This window comes from Sphingomonas sp. SP4 (genome assembly GCF_058313375.1).
Genome location: NZ_JBZFLE010000002.1, coordinates 337,466 through 354,695 on the forward strand (window position 1 = coordinate 337,466; position 17,230 = coordinate 354,695).

The window sequence follows — 17,230 nt, forward strand, 5'->3', positions numbered from 1 at the left end:
CGTGCCCACGACGGTTAGGATTGCCCTGCTTGCGGGGCTGCTCGCGCTGATCTCGAACCTTGCCGTTATCGGCTTCATCTACTGGCGCACCCATGACGAGGCTGTATCGCAGATGCGGCAGCAGGTGGTCGAAGCCGACAAGGTCCTGACCGATGTCTTCCGCTCCGGCGGTCAGGCCGCACTCCGCGACGCCGTGCAGGATACGATCGCTTATGCCGATCCGCAGGCGATCGTCGGCCTCTTCGACAAGCAGGGCCACGAGCAACTGGGCAACGTTGCGGGCGTCTCGCCTGGAAAGTTCACCGAGGGCTATCGCACGACCTTCGTGAGGCTTCACGGGCAGCCGGCGCCCCACCAGGCCGCGATCATCATGCACCGCCTGCCGACGGGCCAGTGGCTACTGAGCGGACGGGTTTCCGGTGAAGGGCTCGCGATCAAGCAGACCCTCGAACGTTCGCTGCTGATCGCGCTGGCCCTGGCAGCCATCCTCGGCTCGGCCTGCGGCATCATCCTTGCTCAATATGTCGGCGGCAGGATCGGCAGCATCGTCGCCGTCGCCCGGCGCATCAGCCGTCACGATCTGACACGCCGTGTCCCTCTATCCGGAAGCGGAGACGCCTTCGACCGGCTGGGCCAGCAGATCAACGCCATGCTCGACCGCATCAGCGGCCTGATGGAAGAGCTTAGGATGCTCACGGACTCGCTGGCCCACGACCTCCGATCGCCCGTCAGCAGGCTGCGTTCGGCAGCCCAGGCTGCGGCGGAGACGGAAGATCCTGAAGAGCAGGAAGCCCTGCTCGAAAACGTGATCCGCCAGGCCGACGCGCTGATGCGCATCCTCAGCGCCGTGCTGGAGATCGGCCGCACGGAGGCTCTCACCGGTCGCAAGCAATTCAGCTGGTTCGATCTTGGCGAGCTCGGCGCCGAGCTGAGCGAGATGTATGAGCCGCTGGCCGAGGAGGCTGGCGCGAAGCTGGAGTTCGAGCGCCCCGAGCGGCCCGTGCCTTTATACGGACATCGGCAACTTCTCGCGCAGGCGGTCAGCAATTTGATCGAGAACGCACTCCGCTATGGCGCCGAGGGCGGCGAGATCCGCATCGATGTCACGAACAATGGCAAGAAGATGCGGATCGAAGTTGCCGACCGTGGTCCGGGCATCCCCATAGAGCTGCGCAACGAAGCGCGCAGGAGGTTCGGTCGGCTCGATTCCAGCCGTTCGAAGGAGGGCGCGGGCCTCGGCCTCGCGCTGGCCGAGGCAATCGCGCACTTGCACGATGGCGAGCTCCTTCTGGAGGACAATGCGCCAGGGCTTCTGACCGCGCTGGAGCTGCCGCTCCGCGCTGACGCCGAAGACAGCTAACAGCTGCGACGGACGCCTCCTCTCCTTCGATAATAAGCGCATCCACGGGCCTCTTCGTTCGTTTCTGTGCCGTATTTCTCGAAGGAGGATTGAAATGGCACATGGCTATCTGCGTGAGTACGACGAAGGTCCCGACCGCGACTATGATCGCGACCGCAGCGAAAACCGCAGCGAGTGGCGCGATCGTGGCGAGCGAGACTGGCGTGACAGGGATCCGGTTTGGCGAAACGATCCCGAGACCGAACGCGGCCGCGGCTTCATGCTCGATGACGACGATGACCGCCGCTATACGCGCAATCGCGATCAGGGCCGCGGATTCTTCTCACGAGCGGAGAATGAAGCGCGCTCGTGGTTCGGCGACGACAACCGCCGCGATCGGAGCGCTTGGGAAAATAATCGCGACTGGCCGCAGCGCGACCGCGAGCAGCAGCGCTACAGCTCTCATCCGGACGATCATTACCGGAGCTGGCGCGACCGCCAGATGCAGTCACTGGACCGCGACTATGCGGACTATTGCCGCGAGCGGGAGGAGCAGTTCCATCGAGACTTCGACAGCTGGCGCGCGGACCGGCAACGGATTGGCCTACGCGTCGGAACCCCGCTCGAGCAGGGTACCGGACCTGACGAGCAAACGTTCACGCCGGAGACGACGGCCGCCGGCAACACGATGACGACGAGCGAGACGCACGAACCGCAGTCGACGACTACGCCCGAGGACACTGCGACGGTCGGCATCGCTCGCCGGCGCCCATTCAATAAAGATGCGTAAATGATAGAGGGCGGAGCCTTGGCGCTCCGCCCGCCTTTTATCCCTCGATGACAACCTGCGAGCCGACCTTGGTGAGGCCGAAGAGCTTCTCGGCGAACTTCATCGGCAGCCGAATACAGCCGTGGCTCGCGGGGTAACCGGGGTTGTTCCCGCCGTGGAAAGCGATGCCGTAGCTATCGATGCGCTGCATGAAGGGCATCGCCGCATTCTCGTACTTTTTTGACCGGTAGAAGCGGTGCTTCTCCAGCACCGACCAGAAACCTAGCGGCGTCGTCATTCCGCGCTTCGCCGCTGAGATCGTCGAGGCGCCGACAAGTTGATCCGCGCGGTAGACATAGGCCATCTGCGTTTGCAGATCGACGACGACCTTGGTCTCGCCGGTCGCCGGAATTGCGTTCGAGATCACAAACTGACCAGGCGCCAGACCGACCTTGTGGAAGGTCGCGACCATGTCCTTGTGCGCCTGAGGCGCTGCGCCCTGCGTCCAGCGATAGGGCACCGGTTGCGCCTTCGGTATTGAGGCCGTGTGCGCCAAGGAGGGCCGGTTGAAGAGCCGTAGCCCCTTGGCTTCGGAGGCGGTGGAAGATGCCGCCAGGATCACCGCCAACAGCGCGCTCAGCCTCTGGTATTTCATCGACGTCTCAAACGCTTTCAGTGGTCTGTCGTTTCAGCCGATCAACAGCGCAGGCTCAGCCCACGAGTCAATGCACCCGTAAACGCGAAGTTGCTGTTAACGCGTTTTGTTCGACCTACTGCGAGTACTGTCGCTTTCCTCACCTCCAAAGGGAGGACTTGCGGCTCTTCGCGACGCGATTATGGTAGCGCTAACAAGGGGAGCGGCACATGCGTTACCAAGCAGTCCTTGGAACAGTTCTGGCCGGAGTTCCGGCGCTGGCTTACGGGGCCCCGGCGCCAGTCTTGAAACTAAGCCCCGCCGAAACGCTCGAGGGGCGTGGTCTCAGCGTGATCGTCGAGCAAAATCACTTCAGCCCAATCTTCTTCGACGAGAAAAACGCGGGCATCCAGATCATCTTTCACGGCGATCGTATCGCAGTCGACGGGGAAGTCCGCCTCAACCCGACACCCGAGCAATGGGACCCGGTTCCAGCCTTTGTCAGCCGGGTTCGTGGACCGCAACCGAACCAGCTCATCGTCACCTCGTCATATCCAGCTGTGAAGCTCGACTACAAGGTTGTGGTGACGGCCGAGGGCGACGGGTTCCGCATCGCTGTGAACCTCGACAAGCCGCTCCCGCAGAACCTCGTCGGGAAAGCCGGCTTCAACCTGGATTTTCTGCCGACCATCTATTTCGGCAAGACTTATCTGATGGACGCCGCGCCGGGCCTTTTCCCGCGCGATGCGGACGGACCAATGGCCAAGGATGGGTCCGGCGATCCGCTCCCGCTCGCGAGCGGCGGCCATTCGATCACGCTGTCACCGGAAGATCCGCTAACGCGCGTGAGCATCACTTCCGACGCCGCGCCGCTGATGCTCTACGACGCGCGCAACCGTGCGCAAAATGGCTGGTTCGTCGTCCGGTCGCTAATCCCCGCAGGTGCCACAACGAACGCGGTGGTCTGGCACGTTCGTCCCAACATCATCCCCAACTGGGTGCGGCAGCCGGTCGTGTCCTACAATCAGGCCGGGTACACACCCGAGCGCTCGAAGGTCGCGGTGATTGAACTCGATCCGAACTTTACCGCGCCGGCCCAGGCGACGCTGGTCAAGCTCACCGCACAGGGCAAACCGACTCCGGTCCTCACCGCCAAGACCAAGCCCTGGGGCAAGTGGCAGCGGTACAATTACGCCACCTTCGATTTCTCGAGCGTGCGCACACCAGGCGTCTACGCAATCTCATTCGCCGGCCACACCACCTCACCCTTCGCGATCGCTCCCGACGCCTACGACCGAATCTGGCAGAAGTCCCTCGACACCTATCTGACCGAGCAGATGGACCACATGCGCGTGCGCGAGCAGTACCGCATCTGGCAGGGCACCTCGCACATGGACGACGCCCGGCAGGCTCCGCCGAACATCACGCACTTCGATGGCTACAGGATGGGGCCCAACCTCGATTCCCCGTTCAAGGCGGGCGAACATATCCCCGGCCTCGCGGTCGGCGGCTGGCAGGATGCGGGCGACTTCGACATCCAGACGCCGAGCAACGCATTCGTCATCCGCGACCTGGTCTGGGCACACGAGTTGTTCGGCCTCGACTGGGACGAGACGACTGTCGACGAGGCAGCGCGTTACGCGCAAATCCGCAAGCCCGACGGCGTCCAGGATGTCGTCCAGCAAATCCGGCACGGCACGCTCCAGCTTCTCGCCCAGTACAAGGTGTTCGGCCATGCGATCGTTGGCATCGTCGAGCCGACACTGATCGAATATACTCACCTCGGCGATGCAGGTTCGCAAAGTGACGGGCGCATCTACGACGCCGCGCTTGGTCAGAACCAGATCGAGGGCAATCGGTCGGGCAATCCCGACGATCGCTGGGCCTTCACGACCGACCTGCCCTGGAGCGACTTCGCGGTCTCCGCCGCGCTCGCGGGCGCAAGCCGCGCACTGCGCGATAGCGATCCGAAACTGTCAGCTGAAGCACTATCGGCGTCCAAAGCGCTTTGGCAGGCGCAGCTGCCCAAGCTCACCATGAACGTCGATCAAAGCGATGGCCGCGACAGCCCGGGTGTGCTGCGGATGATGTTTGCTGCGGCGACAGTTGAGCTCCTGATCACAACCAACGGCGACCCAGCCTATCGGGCGCGCCTGCAGGAACTCGCCCCCTTGCTCCAACGGCACCCTGAAATGCTTGGAACGGCCGTACGGGCTATCCCGTTCATGGGACCGGACTATCGCGCGCAGCTCATCCCGATCGTCAAGGTGATGAAGTCCGAGATTGACGAGAAGCGGGCGCGCAATCCGTTCGGCGTTCCGATCAATGAAGGCGGCTGGGCCGGATCAAATGAAGTCGCGACCTTCGGGTCCGACATGTACCTGCTGCACAAGGAATTCCCGGAGATCATCGGGCCCGAATATACGCTGCGGGCGCTCGATTACATGCTCGGGCGCCATCCGGCGAATAACCTTTCGCTTGTGTCCACAGTGGGGACCAATTCGAAGCTGATCGGCTACGGTCACAATCGCGCCGATTACACGTTCATCCCGGGGGGAATGGTGCCGGGCGTTCTGATCGTGAAGCCGGATTATCCCGAGCTCAAGACGGACTGGCCGTTCCTTTGGTTCGAGAACGAATATACGGTGAGCACCACGTCCGCCTACATCCTGGCGGCTAGAGCGGCGATGGTTGCAGCGAAGGAGAAGCCCTGACGCCCCGAAGGCGGAGCTTCACTCCCACTCGATGGTGCCCGGCGGCTTCGACGTATAGTCGTAGACCACCCGGTTGATGCCTTGAACCTCGTTGACGATGCGGGTGGCAACACGGCTGAGGAAAGCAGCGTCGAACGGATAGACGTCGGCGGTCATGCCATCGACGCTCGTTACGGCGCGCAAGCCGCAGACATAATCGTAGGTGCGATAATCGCCCATGACGCCGACGGTGCGCACGGGCAGTAACACGGCGAAGGCCTGCCAAATCGCGTCGTAGAGGCCCGCGTTGCGGATCTCTTCTAGGTAGACCGCGTCGGCCTTGCGCAGGATGTCGCACTTTTCGCGCGTGACTTCACCAGGAATGCGGATGGCAAGGCCTGGTCCCGGGAACGGATGCCGGCCGACGAACGCATCAGGCAGTCCAAGCTCGCGGCCAAGCTCTCGTACCTCATCCTTGAACAGCTCGCGTAGCGGCTCGACGAGCTTCATGTTCATCCGCTCAGGCAGGCCACCGACATTGTGGTGGCTCTTGATCGTCACCGACGGCCCGCCGGTGAAGCTGACGCTTTCGATCACGTCCGGATAGAGCGTGCCCTGCGCGAGGAAGTCGGCGCCGCCAATCTTCTTCGCTTCGGCCTCGAACACGTTGATGAACTCGGAGCCGATGAACTTGCGCTTCTTCTCCGGGTCGGTGACGCCTTCGAGACCGCCAAGGAAGTCCTTGCTGGCGTCCACGTGAACGAGCGGGATGTTGTAGCTGTTGCGGAACAGCGAGACGACCTGCTCCGCTTCCCCTTGGCGCATGAGGCCATGGTCGACGAACACGCAGGTGAGCTGGTCGCCGATCGCCTCGTGGATCAGGACGGCAGCCACGGCGCTGTCGACACCGCCACTGAGGCCGCAGATCACCCTGCCCTTGCCCACCTGCTCGCGAATGTCCGCGATTTTCGCGTCGCGGAAGCTGGCCATCGTCCAGTCGCCGGCGCAGCCGCAGACGTGCCGCACGAAGTTGGCGAGCAGCTTCCCGCCGTCGGGTGTGTGCACCACCTCCGGGTGGAACATCATGCTGTAGCGCTTTGCGGCTTCGTTCGTCGCAATTGCGAACGGCGCGCCTTCTGAGCGCGCGACCACCTCGAAGCCTGGCGCAAGCGTCTCGACGCGGTCGCCATGGCTCATCCACACCTGGTGCTTCTCACCGACCTTCCACAGCCCGTCGAACAACGCCGACGGAGCCACGATCTCGATGAAGGCGCGTCCAAATTCCTTCTGGTCGGACGTCACCACCTTGCCGCCAAGCTGCTGGTGCAAGGTCTGCTGTCCGTAGCAAATGCCGAGGAGCGGGAGGCCGCTGTCGAACATCACCTGCGGCGCACGGGGGCTATTCTCGGCAGTGACCGAGGCCGGCCCCCCGGAGAAGATCACCCCCTTAGGCTGTAGCCGATCGAACGCTTCTTCCGCGGCGTTGAACGGGGCGATTTCGCAATAAACGCCGGCCTCGCGCACGCGGCGTGCGATCAGCTGCGTCACCTGGCTGCCGAAGTCGACGATGAGGATGGATTCGGTGGGCTGGACCGTCATGGCGGGCGGATAGAGAGTGCACGGCTGCGAGTAAAGTTAAGCGATCGCTTAAGTGACTTGCGCGGCCGGCCGCGACGCGATACTTAAGTGTATGCTTAACGATTCGAACAGCCTCGATCGAGCCTTCGCTGCCCTCGCCGACCCGGTGCGGCGCGGAATGCTGGCGCGGCTCAGCCAAGGGCCGGCATCGGTCAGCGAACTCGCCGCACCGCTGCCGATGAGCTTACCCGCCGTGATGCAGCATCTGAAGCTGCTGGAGCTCAGCGGTCTTATCGCGTCAGAGAAGAAGGGCCGCGTGCGCACCGTTCGTCTTGAAGGCACCGCGCTGTCCGAGGCCGAAACCTGGCTCACGCGCCGCCGCCAAGAATGGGAAGCGCAGCTCGACCGCTTCGAAGTCTACCTGTCCACCCTGCAAAAGAACGGAGAAGAATGATGGCCGGAAACACCGACCTTGTGCTGGAACGTACGCTCAATGCGCCGATCGATCTGGTCTGGGATGCCTACACGAAACCCGAGCACATCAAGCAGTGGTTCGCGCCGCGTCCGTATGAGATCACGGAATGCGAGCTGGACCTGCGCCCGGGTGGGGTCTTTCGCATCCGGATGGTCGGCCCTGACGGTTTCGACACCGGTCATGGAACGCCCGGCTGCGTTCTCGAGGTTATCGACAAGGAAAAACTGACCTGGACCAGCGCTCTTGGTCCCGGATACCGGCCGAACGAAATGGGTGAAGGCTGCGAATCCTTCCCGTTCACCGCCGTTGTTACCTTCGCGGACGCGGGCAACGGCAAGACGGCCTACAAGGCGGTGGCGCTCCACAAGGACGAAGACGACCGGGAAACGCATGAGAAGATGGGCTTCCAGGAGGGCTGGGGAACGGTTGCCAGTCAGCTGGAGGAATTTGCCCAGAGCCTGGGCGTCCGGGCCTGATCACAAACGAAATGCGCCGGACTCTTTCGAGCCCGGCGCATCCGTGACGAACCTTAGTTCGACCTAGTAGCGGCGATAACCGTACTGGGAATAATCATTGTTGTAAGGCGTGTAGGCCGGGGCGTTCCCGTATGCGCCGTACTGGCCGTAGTTGCGCTGGGCCGGGCTGATATCGATGTCGGCGATGTAGCCGCGATAATCGGCCTTGCAGCGCCACGTCATGTCGACCGGAGCTTGCGCGTTATAGCCGTTGTAACCGGCATAGCGGCCGCTGGTCGCGACGCCGCGAACCGTGAGCCCGCCGTTCGAGCGAGGCTCAACGCGGCTGATGCCGAGCACACGGCCACCACCATAGGCGTATTGGTTGTTGTAGCCGCCGTACGGATTGTAGCCGTAGCCGCCGCTCAGACGCTGCTGCACGGCGGCCGCACACTGGTTCACGACGGCCTGCTGGTTGACGCCGTAACCGCCACCGTAGCCATTGTAACCGTAACGGCCACCGCCAAGCACCTGGTTGATGACCTGGCCGACACCACCGTAGCCACCATAGCCCGGGTAATATTGCGCCGCCGCCGGCGCGGCACTCACGAGCGCAGCGGCGACAACGCCGCCCGCCAAGATCTTCGTCACTGCGTTCATAGCGACTCTCCTTAGGTATAAACCCGAATCGCCGCATCAAACGCACGGCGCCCCGTATGAGCCGCACTATCGTTACGGCGCTGCATCACCGCTGAACGCTAATGTCGCCTTCCGTTCACATTTCTTAATAAAGCGGTTGGCGCTCAAAGGCTTAGTGGCCCAGGTCGAGACCCGTGAAATAGCCGAGGAAAGCCGCAACGTCAGAGGCTTCCTCGATGATCTTGGTGGTCGGCTTGCCCGATCCGTGACCGGCCCGCGTCTCGATCCTAATAAGGTGCGGAGCGCCGTTCGGATCGTCGGCCTGAAGCGCGCTGATGTACTTGAAACTGTGCCCCGGAACGACCCGATCATCCGTGTCGGCGGTCGTCACCAGGATCGGCGGATAATGAACACCCTTCTTGAGGTTATGGTAGGGCGAATAAGCGAGCAGCGTTTTGAAATCGGCTTCCTTGTTCGGATAGCCATAGTCGTCGACCCAGTAGCGGCCGGCAGTGAACTTATCGAAGCGCAGCATGTCCATCACGCCAACGGCTGGATGCGCGGCGTCGAACAGGTCGGGGCGCTGGTTCACGACCGCGCCGATCAACAGACCGCCGTTTGAGCCACCCTCGATCGCCAGTCCCTTCGGCGACGCGATACCCTGCGCCTTGAGATATTCGCCCGCGGCGATGAAGTCGTCGAACACGTTCTGCTTGTGCGCGAGGCGACCGGCATCGTGCCATTGCTTGCCATATTCGCCGCCACCTCGGAGGTTGGCGACCGCATAAACGCCGCCCTTCTCCAGCCAGGCAAGGCGTGTCGCAGAGAAGGCAGGCGTCAGTGAGATGTCGAAGCCGCCATAGCCGTAGAGAAGCGTCGGCGCTGGGCCGGTCACGGACTTCTTGCGAACGATGAACATGGGGACGCGCGTGCCGTCTTTCGACGCATAGAAGCGCTGCTCGACGGAATAATCATCCGGGTTGAACGCCAGCTTCGGAGCCGCCCAGGTCGTCGCCTGCCCGCTCTTCACGTCATAACGATAGATGGTCGTCGGTCGATTGAAGCTGGTGAAAGCGAAGAAGGTCTCGGGATCTTCGAACTTGCCCGCGAAGCCGCTGGCGGTGCCAATGCCGGGAAGCTCGACCTTACGCACCAGCTTGCCGTCGACATCGTTGACGCGGACCTCAGTCTTCACGTCGGCGAGATAAGAGGCGATCAGCTGGCCGCCGACGAGGTTCGCGCCCTCCAGTGTCGCCTTGTCCTCTGCGATGATCGTGCGTGGCATCGGCTTCGCGGCGGCGACGTCGATAGTGACGATCTTCTGCCGCGGCGCCTTCTGGTCGGTAATGAAGTAGAAGGTCGTCCCCCGGTTGCCGACATAGCTCCAATTGTTTTCGAAGCCCGGGAAGAGCACCCGCGGCTTCGATCCCGGCTTCTTGAGATCGATCAGGCGCACCTCGAAGCGCGCGTCCGTACCGCTTGCGGAGCTGATGACCAGCCAACGACCGTCGTCGCTGACCTCGGCATAATGCGAGAGCTTGGGACTCTTCGGCGTCGAGAACATCAGCTTGTCAGCCGACTGCTTGGTCCCGAGCTTGTGGAAGTAGACCTGGTGGTTCTCGTTCAACGACTGATAGACCGCGTCGCTCTTCGGGGCGGGGAAGCGCGAATAATAAAAGCCGCTGCCGTCCTTCGCCCAGGCGAGGTTCGACTCCTTCACCCACTTGATCTCGTCGGAAAGGTCCTTGCCTGAGCCGACATCACGCACCTTGAGCGTGCGCCAGTCCGTGCCGCCGTCCTGGATCGCGTAAAGCAGCTTAGTGCCCTGCTCGTTCGGCTCCCACTCCGCGAGGGCGGTGGCCCCGTCCTTCGACCATGGGTTAGGATCGATCAGCACCCGCCCCTCTCCGTCGACCCTGTCGCGGACGAACAGAACGGATTGGTTCTGCAGACCCGAGTTGTGCGCGTAGAAGTAGTGATTGCCCTTCTTATACGGCGCGCCGAAGCGTTCGTAGTCGAACAGCTGGGTCAGCCGCGCCTTGAGCGCGGCACGGCCGGGAAGCTTGTTTAGGAATGCGTTGGTGACGGCGTTCTGTTCATCGACCCAGGCACGGACGTTCTTGTCGTTTCGAACGTCATCTTCCAGCCAGCGGTATGGGTCAGCGACGGGAACACCGAACTGCGTTTCGATGACATCCACGCGCTTCGTCTGCGGATAAACGAGCGCTGCCGCTGCAGCAGCGGTTGGTGGCGTTTGAGCAGCAGCAGGAACCGTCATTGCGGCGACAGACGAAAACAGGACGATTCCCAAAGCACGCATTCAAACTCCCTCCCCGGAAAAACAAAAGGCGCCTCCTGCGGTAGCAGGGGCGCCTCTCGTTTCAAGCTACTGTCGACGAACGATCAGGCCGCTTCGAGTTCGTCCTCGACCATCACCGGACCGCTGTCCTGGCCCTTGGCCGAAACGTCGCGGTCGACGAATTCGATGATCGCGATCGGCGCGGCGTCCGACGCGCGGATGCCAGCCTTGATGATGCGGGTGTAGCCGCCGTCACGGCCGGCATAACGCGGCGCGAGAACGTCGAAGAGCTTCACCAGCTGGGCGTCGTCCATCAGGCGCGACTGGGCCAGACGGCGGTTCGACAGGCCGCCATGTTTGGCAAGCGTGATCAGCTTCTCGACATAGGGGCGAAGCTCCTTCGCCTTGGCCGTGGTCGTCGTGATCTGCTCGTGCTTGATGAGCGCAGCAGCCATGTTCCGGAACAGGGCCGCACGGTGGCTCGAGGTGCGCTGAAGCTTACGGCCGCCAACACGATGGCGCATAGGTCATTCCTTTCGTTCGTCTGGGAGCCGTTTCAGGTACTCCCGGCCACGCAGCACTTCGGGCGGCTGCGCAAAACCCTAAATGACAACGGCGAGCACGCGGCCCGCCGGACGCGGAGCCCTCAAGCGGAAATGCGGCGATTCGTCAAGGTCCGAGCCGCAAGCCGCACGACGAGCGGCGAGAGGCCGCGGTGCGAGGAGTCGTGGTAGATGGAGCCGGCCCCAAGCTCCTTGCACAGGCGGCGGTGCGCCTCGCCCAGTGCATGGTAGGGCAATCCGGGCAGCAGGTGATGCAACGCGTGATAGCGCAGTCCCACCGGCGCCCAGAGTGCGGGCAACGTTCCTGGAGGCGGCACATTCACGCTGTCGAGATATTGCGCAGTGACGCTCATTGCTTCGCCGTCATTCTCCCACAGATGCGCCACCAAAGTGCGGATCTGGTTGAGGAACATGACGCCCGATGCGACGCCCAGGAAAATCAGGAACTCGCGCAGCGGGACCACCCCTGTCGCGACCATCGTGAGCAGTGCGATCGCCCACACGCTGCACGCAGCCTCCTGCCACGCCCAGTCGCGCGCGAACTCGCCTTCAGGCTTCGGGCGCACGAATTTCGGGTTGATCTGCAGGCCCGAATAGCGGCCGACCACCAAGGCGCGCAGCTTCGGGGACAGCATCGACAGGGGCGCCAGAATGCCGAAGCGGATCAGCATTCCGACCGGCGCCAGCGCGGCCGCGATCAGGAACACCGGAAGCGTCCACGGATGCATCAGCGCGAGCGGGAGATATTCGGGATCGTCGATCGTCCCGTAATAGCGCTTCGCGTGATGCTGGTTGTGGACGCCTTCGTACATGAAGCTCGGCACCATCAGCGGCACGCCGACAATCAGGTTCCAGACGAAGCGGAAACCCTTCACCGCGCCCTTCTTGATGTGCGTCAGCTCATGGATGAACGAGCCCGCCCGATAGAGCGCGAGCACCGCGACTATCGCTGATACAGCGGCCAGCCAGGTCGGCTTCAGGAACATCGCGCCGAACAGCGCCGAATAGCCGAGAAGCGCCGATCCGATCATGTCGGCCCAATAGATGCTCGCCTTCGGCACGTTGAGGTCGCGCGTCAGGTTCGCCGCGGCCTTCAGCATGGTCGCGTCGTCCTTGATGCGTGCGGGCGCGCGCTGCTCGGGGGCAGCGGAAATGCGTTGGCGCTCGAAGGTCGCTGTCTGGTTCATAAGCCTTTGCGGAAGGTCGCCGTTTATAAACAGATAGTGGCCGGACTTAGGCGTCTCAACCTTAACTGGCGCCAACTTAACTGGCGTGGATCGGAAACTGTCGCTAGCCCTCGCACATGAGCAGCGCGCCCGTAACGATCCGCCCGGTTGAAACCAAGAAGGACAAAAAGGCCTTCGTCGACTTCGCGTGGGAGGTCTACAAGGACGATCCCGCCTGGGTCCCGCCGCTGAAGGACGAGGTCCATGGCCTCATCACGCCTGGAAAGAACCCCTGGTTCGAACATGCCCGCGCGCAGCTCTGGCTCGCCGAGCGCGGCGGCAAGATCGTCGGGCGGGTCAGCGCGCAGGTCGACGACCTGGTCCAGGAACATATGGGCAAGGGCATCGGTCAGTGGGGCATGTTCGAGGCGCTCGACGGCGAAGCAGCCGCAGCGCTGATCGGAACGGCAGAGGACTGGCTGCGCAAGCAAGGCATGACGACCTCGCTTGGCCCCATCAGCCTGTCGATCTGGGACGAACCGGGCCTGGAAATCGAAGGTTTCGCGGAGCCGCCGACAGCGATGATGGGCCACCACCGGCCCGAATATGAAGCTTGGGTCGAGGCCGCCGGCTACAAGAAGGCCAAGGATCTAGTCACCTACGAGCTCGACATTTCGGACTGGCAGGACCCCTTCATCAATCGCCTGATCGAAAATGGCGAGCGCAATCCGAAGATCCGCATCCGCATGGTCGACAAGTCGAAGTTCAAGGAAGAGGCGGCGTTGATCCTCAACCTGCTGAACGACGCCTGGTCGAACAACTGGGGCTACGTTCCGCTGACTGAGGCGGAGATCGCCTACGCCGGCAAGAAGCTGAAGCCGATCATCTTCAACGAGCTGGTGCGGGTAGCCGAGGTCGACGGTGAGCCCGTCGCCTTCATGCTCACCATCCCCGACATCAACGAGCTGACCAAAGACCTCAACGGCGAGCTGTTCCCGTTCAACTGGATCAAGCTGCTGTGGCGCCTGCGCAAGCCGAGGGCGCGGCGTCTGCGCGTGCCGCTGATGGGCGTCGCAAAGAAGCTCCACGGCACCCGCCTCGCAAGCCAGCTCGCCTTCATGATGATCGAATACACTCGCCGGGACGGCACCACGAAGTACGGCGCGACGCACGGCGAGTTCGGCTGGATCCTCGAGGACAACAAGGGAATGTTGTCGATCGCCCAGCTACCCGGCGCAGAGGTCAATCACCGCTATCGGATTTACGAGAAGGCGCTGTAGCCACCGTCCGCGCGACGATTGCGAGAAGCGGCTGTAGCGAGCACGTTCGGCCGCGGAACTTCACCTATCTTCCCACTGACGGAGCGATGAGTCGCTAGTGTCACGGGTGCGCGGCATTTTTGCGTGACTTCAAGTCGCGCCGAGGGTCTGCGATAGTGAGAAGGAGCCGTCCACGATTTTTCACATTTGCGGGTCTGTAGGACAGTGATTTCTCGCCGGCTCTAGTGGCAGCTTTCGACCCAAAGCCGACGGAGATTCAGGGAAGCACGTCCGTGACACTTTCCGTCACTACAAACGATCGCTTCGAGGGCGAACTGCGAAAAACGAAATCCTTGTTGAAGGGCGTTCCGACCTGCGGACATGGGTTCGTCGGTCGCGATGTTTGCCCTTCAATTATACGGATGTGCGAATCCATGAGTTCGCAACTCAATATCGTGCCCTTATCGTCGACATCGATGCGCATCGAGTATGTGGCAGTGGGTCGTCCGGCGATGTTTGGAGTTGCAAGCGCCCAGTTGATGCTCTTCTCGTAGACAGCCGGCGAGGATGCTCTAGTCGTATTGGCTAGGCGATGGAAGCGGGCTCGTTTTAGCAAGAGCTTGCACGTGACAGAGTCCAAACTGGCAAAGCCGCTGCTTTCCAAGATCTCGCATTGTGAAGGCCTTCCGTCCGCTTCCACGGATAGTCGAAAACTGACTCGCCCCTGGTCCCCCTGCTTGCGTGCGTCCGGCGGGTAATCGCTGGCACCTACCCATGACGCGGGATCGTTCAGCGGGACAGCTTCGACATCGCTTTGAGATTGAGCGGCTGGCGCAACCGCCGCGAGCGAAATCCACAAGAACCAGACCAACATAGCCCCTCACAAAAACCACACTGTTCAACCAAGTCATAGCGAAGGAGTGTCAGCTTTCCACCCAAAGCAGACGTTAGTTCAACTCCACCCACGTGGGCGCGTGGTCGGACGCTTTCTCCTGCGCTCTCGCCCATTTGTCGACGCCTGCGCCCTGGAGGCGGTCCGCTGCTTCCGGTGAACAGAGCAGATGATCGAGCCTGAAACCGAGATCGCGTTGCCAGCAGCCGGCGGTGTAGTCCCAGAAGGTATAAAGCTTAGGCTCGTCGGGATGCAGCGCGCGCAAGGCGTCGGTCCATCCCTGATTGACCATGTCGCGCCAGAGCTGCCGTGCCTCGGGCTGCATCACAGCGTCGTTGGCGGTGGCGCGGACGGAGAAAACGTCGCGGTCTTCGGGGACTACGTTCCAGTCTCCGCACAGCACGGCCGGCCGCTCCTCGGCGAGGATCTCATCAGCCCGCTCGGCGAGCCGTTCGAACCACTTCAGCTTATATTCGAACTTCTCGGTACCGACCGGATTGCCGTTGGGCAGGTAGAGCGACGCCACGACGTACCCCTTCGTCTCGGCCTCGATGTAGCGGCTGTGCGTGTCGTCCGGATCGCCGGGCAGCCCGATGCGCCGAAGCTCCGGCTGGTCGCCCTTCGACAGGATTGCAACGCCGTTGAAGCCCTTCTGCCCGTGCCACACCGCCCCGTATCCTGCCGCCTCGATGTCCGCGATCGGCAGCGATTCATCGGCGCACTTCAGCTCCTGGAGGCAAGCCACGTCCGGCTGCTCACGCTCGAGCCATTCGAGGAGGCGCGGGAGGCGCGCGCGGATGCCGTTGAGGTTGTAGGTGGCGAGCTTCATGTCGCCCGCACTAACGGGTCAAAGCTAGACCGAGAAGCTGCTTCCGCAGCCGCATCCGGATTGCGCGTTTGGGTTGGTCACGCGGAATGCCGCGCCGCCGAGATCCTCGACGAAATCGACCGCTGAACCCTTTACCAGGTCGAGGCTGATCGGATCGACCACCAGCTTCACGCCATCAGTCTCGACGACAGTATCGTCGGCTTCCTGCGCCTCGGCCAATTCGAACTTGTAGGTGAAGCCGGCACAGCCGCCGCCGTCCACGGCCAGGCGGAGGATAGCGGGCTTCGACTGGCGCGACGCAATCCATGCGACGCGCTTGGCAGCATTTTCGGTGAGAATGACGTCGGTCACGTTAGCGAGATAGGGAGCGCAGCCGCCCTCAACAATGACGAGGCGCTTACTTCTGGCCGCTCGTCGGTCCGCCGATCGCCACTGCATCCATCGAAGCTGCACCAGAGCGGTGCTGCATCGCGAGGACGTAGTCGGTCGACTTCATGAAAGGGATCGGGTTCACGGCACGGCCGTCGAGCCGGACCTCGTAGTGAAGGTGATTGCCGGTCGAGCGGCCGGTGGAGCCCATGCGGCCGATCTGCTGGCCGCGAGTCACGCGGTCGCCGGCGTGGACGAGGATTGCCGACATGTGGCCATAGCGGGTGCTGATGCCGCGGCCATGGTCGATCTCGACCAGATTGCCGTAACCGCCGCTATTCCAGCCGGCGCGCATCACGGTGCCGTCGGCCGTCGCGTAAATCGGAGTGCCGTAGGAGCCCGCGAGGTCGATGCCAGGGTGCATCGCGGCGCTGAACTTAAACGGATCGGAACGAACGCCGAAGCCGCTGGTAAAGGTGACGCCGGCCTTGACCGGCTTGTCCGACGGAACGGCGATTGCGCCATCCTGCAGCTGATCGAGCTTCTTCCAACTGTTGAACAGGGCCTTGAAGGTCGCGTTGCCGGCGCTTTCGAACGGGCCACCGACGCCTTCAGCCGCACCCGGAGCGGCCGGCTTGATGCCGAGGCGCTTCAGTTCTTCGACGCTGACTTGGTAGCGGACGTCCAATGCCTTGGCGACGAGAGCGGCCTGAGCAAGCTGTGCCTCTTCGACGCGGGCGAGCGGACCGTTGGTCGCGGCGCGGCCACCGGCGGCTGCCTGGATGAGCGCCGGATCCATCTTCTGGCCGCTGAGTGCTGCTTCGATGAGAGCCTGGCGCTGCTCAATCAGGCGCGCGCGGGCTTCGGTTGCAGCGGAAAGATCACGTTGGGGAGAAACGAGGAGTTGGGCGGTAGCATAGCTGGCCCAGCCGACGACGGTCAGGAGGACAGCAAAAAGGGCAGCCTGAATGGGCGCGCTAACGCGGAAGCGGCGAAGCTTCGATCCATCGTGAATGAAGAGGTCCCGGTCGCGGAACAATGTCGACGTTGCCGCCAGTACTTGCGTCATTAGTCCCCGCTCCAAAGCTCACGCCAACGCAATCCACCGCGCGGCGTCCTTGAGTTCCCACCAATTCAGGAGCTCCCCAGCCCCTAGCCAAGCGCAGAGATGCCCAAACCCCGTGCTGACAGGAGCGGAGACTGCGCGGGGTTGGTTAATGAATTCAACCTTCATGCCTCATAAGCGGGACGAAACAACCGGTCGGCACGAT

The 17,230-nt window shown here is 62.6% G+C and carries 16 protein-coding genes and 1 pseudogene; 7 read left to right on the forward strand and 10 right to left on the reverse strand.

Translation table 11 applies throughout. The annotated features are described in order from the left end of the window. Position 1 precedes the first annotated feature (1 nt). Both AC4GYV_RS11000 and AC4GYV_RS11005 read left to right on the forward strand, forming a co-directional pair. Positions 2–1,360 (forward strand): HAMP domain-containing sensor histidine kinase, encoded by a 1,359-nt coding sequence (locus AC4GYV_RS11000; RefSeq protein WP_491100752.1) that lies wholly within the window; start codon positions 2–4, stop codon positions 1,358–1,360. A 94-nt stretch (positions 1,361–1,454) separates the two neighbouring features. Continuing rightward, positions 1,455–2,129: a hypothetical protein gene (locus tag AC4GYV_RS11005; protein ID WP_491100753.1), complete on the forward strand. Its 675-nt coding sequence runs from the start codon at positions 1,455–1,457 to the stop codon at positions 2,127–2,129. Positions 2,130–2,166: 37 nt separating this feature from the next. Here the strand turns inward: AC4GYV_RS11005 and AC4GYV_RS11010 are convergent, their stop codons facing one another. After that, positions 2,167–2,763 carry a L,D-transpeptidase family protein gene (locus AC4GYV_RS11010; RefSeq protein WP_491100754.1) on the reverse strand — a complete coding sequence of 199 codons (597 nt, stop codon included), beginning with the start codon at positions 2,761–2,763 and terminating at the stop codon, positions 2,167–2,169. A gap of 209 nt (positions 2,764–2,972) precedes the next feature. Here AC4GYV_RS11010 and AC4GYV_RS11015 point away from each other — a divergent pair, with 209 nt between their 5' ends. Beyond that, on the forward strand, positions 2,973–5,456 hold the full coding sequence (locus AC4GYV_RS11015) for a glycoside hydrolase family 9 protein (protein WP_491100755.1): 2,484 nt from the start codon (positions 2,973–2,975) through the stop codon (positions 5,454–5,456). A gap of 18 nt (positions 5,457–5,474) precedes the next feature. Here the strand turns inward: AC4GYV_RS11015 and guaA are convergent, their stop codons facing one another. Continuing rightward, positions 5,475–7,034 (reverse strand): glutamine-hydrolyzing GMP synthase, encoded by a 1,560-nt coding sequence (guaA, locus tag AC4GYV_RS11020; RefSeq protein WP_491100756.1) that lies wholly within the window; start codon positions 7,032–7,034, stop codon positions 5,475–5,477. A gap of 91 nt (positions 7,035–7,125) precedes the next feature. Between guaA and AC4GYV_RS11025 the strand changes: the two genes are divergently transcribed. Next, positions 7,126–7,467 carry an ArsR/SmtB family transcription factor gene (locus tag AC4GYV_RS11025; protein WP_491100757.1) on the forward strand — a complete coding sequence of 114 codons (342 nt, stop codon included), beginning with the start codon at positions 7,126–7,128 and terminating at the stop codon, positions 7,465–7,467. After that, complete coding sequence (locus AC4GYV_RS11030; RefSeq protein ID WP_491100758.1) at positions 7,467–7,964, forward strand: SRPBCC family protein; 498 nt, start codon at positions 7,467–7,469, stop codon at positions 7,962–7,964. Before AC4GYV_RS11025 ends, AC4GYV_RS11030 begins: the two co-directional genes overlap by 1 nt. Positions 7,965–8,027: 63 nt before the next feature. Here the strand turns inward: AC4GYV_RS11030 and AC4GYV_RS11035 are convergent, their stop codons facing one another. From AC4GYV_RS11035 to AC4GYV_RS11050, 4 genes are all read right to left on the reverse strand, one after another. Beyond that, positions 8,028–8,603: a hypothetical protein gene (locus tag AC4GYV_RS11035; protein ID WP_491100759.1), complete on the reverse strand. Its 576-nt coding sequence runs from the start codon at positions 8,601–8,603 to the stop codon at positions 8,028–8,030. Positions 8,604–8,754: 151 nt separating this feature from the next. Then, complete coding sequence (locus AC4GYV_RS11040; protein WP_491100760.1) at positions 8,755–10,902, reverse strand: prolyl oligopeptidase family serine peptidase; 2,148 nt, start codon at positions 10,900–10,902, stop codon at positions 8,755–8,757. Between the two features lie 83 nt (positions 10,903–10,985). Next, on the reverse strand, positions 10,986–11,405 hold the full coding sequence (gene rplQ / locus AC4GYV_RS11045) for a 50S ribosomal protein L17 (protein WP_491100761.1): 420 nt from the start codon (positions 11,403–11,405) through the stop codon (positions 10,986–10,988). A gap of 122 nt (positions 11,406–11,527) precedes the next feature. Then, positions 11,528–12,631: a fatty acid desaturase family protein gene (locus tag AC4GYV_RS11050; protein ID WP_491100762.1), complete on the reverse strand. Its 1,104-nt coding sequence runs from the start codon at positions 12,629–12,631 to the stop codon at positions 11,528–11,530. A 116-nt stretch (positions 12,632–12,747) separates the two neighbouring features. Here AC4GYV_RS11050 and AC4GYV_RS11055 point away from each other — a divergent pair, with 116 nt between their 5' ends. Continuing rightward, positions 12,748–13,890 (forward strand): GNAT family N-acetyltransferase, encoded by a 1,143-nt coding sequence (locus AC4GYV_RS11055; protein ID WP_491100763.1) that lies wholly within the window; start codon positions 12,748–12,750, stop codon positions 13,888–13,890. Positions 13,891–14,114: 224 nt separating this feature from the next. Further along, entirely contained in the window at positions 14,115–14,423 is a 309-nt protein-coding gene (locus AC4GYV_RS11060) for a hypothetical protein (protein WP_491101624.1), read from the forward strand. A 35-nt stretch (positions 14,424–14,458) separates the two neighbouring features. Here the strand turns inward: AC4GYV_RS11060 and AC4GYV_RS11065 are convergent. From AC4GYV_RS11065 to AC4GYV_RS11080, 4 genes and pseudogenes are all read right to left on the reverse strand, one after another. Further along, a pseudogene (locus AC4GYV_RS11065) lies at positions 14,459–14,743 on the reverse strand (energy transducer TonB); the annotation flags it as partial. A 73-nt stretch (positions 14,744–14,816) separates the two neighbouring features. Then, entirely contained in the window at positions 14,817–15,590 is a 774-nt protein-coding gene (xth, locus tag AC4GYV_RS11070; protein ID WP_491100764.1) for an exodeoxyribonuclease III, read from the reverse strand. 24 nt (positions 15,591–15,614) lie between these two features. Beyond that, entirely contained in the window at positions 15,615–15,941 is a 327-nt protein-coding gene (gene erpA / locus AC4GYV_RS11075) for an iron-sulfur cluster insertion protein ErpA (RefSeq protein WP_491101590.1), read from the reverse strand. Between the two features lie 46 nt (positions 15,942–15,987). Further along, a complete protein-coding gene (locus AC4GYV_RS11080) occupies positions 15,988–17,028 on the reverse strand; it encodes a M23 family metallopeptidase (protein ID WP_491100765.1) in 1,041 nt (346 codons plus the stop codon). Positions 17,029–17,230: the final 202 nt, after the last annotated feature.